This is a genomic window from Ruegeria sp. AM1 (assembly GCF_056540745.1).
In genome coordinates, this window is the sequence record NZ_JBQFXH010000027.1 from 1 (window position 1) to 2,500 (window position 2,500).

The 2,500-nt window shown below is 54.2% G+C and carries 1 tRNA gene and 2 rRNA genes (1 of these 3 cut by a window edge); all 3 read right to left on the bottom strand.

From position 1 onward, the window contains the following. Position 1: 1 nt before the first annotated feature. Positions 2-78, bottom strand: a tRNA-Met gene (locus ACR0I7_RS19855). A 96-nt stretch (positions 79-174) separates the two neighbouring features. Beyond that, a 5S ribosomal RNA gene (gene rrf / locus ACR0I7_RS19860) occupies positions 175-289 on the bottom strand. A 166-nt stretch (positions 290-455) separates the two neighbouring features. Next, positions 456-2,500 (bottom strand): 23S ribosomal RNA (locus ACR0I7_RS19865); it runs 782 nt beyond the window's last position.

Here is a 2,500-nt window from a genome sequence, read left to right on the forward strand (position 1 = left end):
TTGGTTGCGGGAGCAGGATTTGAACCTGCGACCTTCAGGTTATGAGCCTGACGAGCTACCGGGCTGCTCCATCCCGCGACACTATGTTGGCCTATCGCTTGCGCTATTTGAGGCCGGGGTCTAGTAAGTTCGATATCGTTTTAGAGAGAAGTTTTTTTTGAGGGATTTTACTAGGTTTGGCGGTGACCTACTCTCCCGGGGCTTAAGCCCAAGTACCATTGGCGCGGCAGTGCTTAACTTCCGGGTTCGGTATGGGACCGGGTGTTTCACTTGCGCTATGACCACCAAACCGAGGAAAATCCCTACGTCAACTTTCTTGCAGAGCAAGAAAGCGACGGGTGGCAGGCAGCGTCTTTTGTTTACAAAAAGCGCGTTGCCACTCGGTTGTTGTTTCAATCAACGTTGTCCAACTCAAGGTCAGTGTATGCTTTTGATTTGTCTTTCCATTACTGGATCAAATCAAGCCTATCGGGCGATTAGTACCGGTCAACTGAACGCATTACTGCGCTTACATCTCCGGCCTATTGACGTGGTGGTCTTCCACGGCCCTCAGGGAGACCTTGTTTTGAGGGGGGCTTCCCGCTTAGATGCCTTCAGCGGTTATCCTGTCCGATCATAGCTACCCAGCACTGCCGTTGGCACGACAACTGGTCCACCAGTGGATCGTTCACCCCGGTCCTCTCGTACTAGGGGCAACTCCTCTCAAGTCTCCTACACCCACGGCAGATAGGGACCGAACTGTCTCACGACGTTCTAAACCCAGCTCACGTACCTCTTTAAACGGCGAACAGCCGTACCCTTGGGACCTGCTCCAGCCCCAGGATGAGATGAGCCGACATCGAGGTGCCAAACACTGCCGTCGATATGGACTCTTGGGCAGTATCAGCCTGTTATCCCCGGCGTACCTTTTATCCGTTGAGCGATGGCCCTTCCACTCGGGACCACCGGATCACTATGGCCGTCTTTCGACTCTGCTCGACTTGTCAGTCTTGCAGTCAGGCTGGCTTCTGCCATTGCACTCAACGAGCGATTTCCGACCGCTCTGAGCCAACCTTCGCGCGCCTCCGTTACGCTTTAGGAGGCGACCGCCCCAGTCAAACTACCCGCCACGCAGGGTCCCGGATCCGGATAACGGACCGCGGTTAGACATCAAGCAGAACAAGGGTGGTATCTCAAGGGAGGCTCCACCGGAACTGGCGTCCCGGTTTCAAAGCCCACCACCTATCCTGCACATGTTGTGCCTGATGCCAGTGCGAAGCTGTAGTAAAGGTGCACGGGGTCTTTCCGTCTAACCGCGGGAAGCCTGCATCTTGACAGGCAATTCAATTTCGCTGAGTCGATGTTGGAGACAGCGGGGAAGTCGTTACGCCATTCGTGCAGGTCGGAACTTACCCGACAAGGAATTTCGCTACCTTAGGACCGTTATAGTTACGGCCGCCGTTTACCTGGGCTTCAATTCAAGGCTCTCACCTCTCCTTTTAACCTTCAGGCACCGGGCAGGCGTCAGACCCTATACGTCGTCTTGCGACTTCGCAGAGCCCTGTGTTTTTAATAAACAGTCGCCACCCCCTGGTTTGTGCCCCCAGCCCCTAGTTGCCTAGGAACCGGGCCTCCTTCTCGCGAACTTACGGAGGTATTTTGCCGAGTTCCTTCAACATCGTTCTCTCAAGCGCCTTGGTATGCTCTACCAGTCCACCTGTGTCGGTTTAGGGTACGGTCTGATGGAGGGCTATTTCCAGGAACTGCTCAGCAGCCCAACCAATCCGATAAGGCTGAACTACATCTGCAATCCGTCACATCCTCCTGGCCTAGGAATATTAACCTAGTTCCCATCGCCTACGCCTTTCGGCCTCGGCTTAGGGGCCGGCTTACCCTGCTCAGATTAGCTTTAAGCAGGAACCCTTGGACTTTCGGCGAGAGTGTCTCTCACACTCTTTGTCGCTACTCATGTCATCATTCTCACTAGTGATCTCTCCACGGGATCGCTCACGCGCCCGCTTCATCGAAAGCCTCTCTCCTCCAATCTGCCCGAAGGCATGAAGGAGGAATGAGACTATGTCACACTACGCTCTGCTACCGATGCTTACGCATCCCTAGACTTCGGCTCATGGCTTGAGCCCCGTTACATCTTCGCCGCAGGACAACTTATTTAGACCAGTGAGCTGTTACGCTATCTTTAAAGGATGGCTGCTTCTAAGCCAACCTCCTGGTTGTTTTGGTCGTCCCACCTGCTTTCCCACTTAGCCATGAATTGGGGGCCTTAGTCGTAGGTCAGGGTTGTTTCCCTCTCCACTACGGACGTTAGCATCCGCAGTGTGTCTGCCATCTAGTACTCCCGGGTATTCGGAGTTTGGTTAGGATCAGTAAGCCTGTGGGGCCCCATTACCCATCCAGTGCTCTACCCCCCGGGGTATTCGGATGACGCTCTACCTAAATAGATTTCGCAGAGAACCAGCTATCTCCGAGTTTGATTGGCCTTTCACCCCTAGGCACAGCTCAT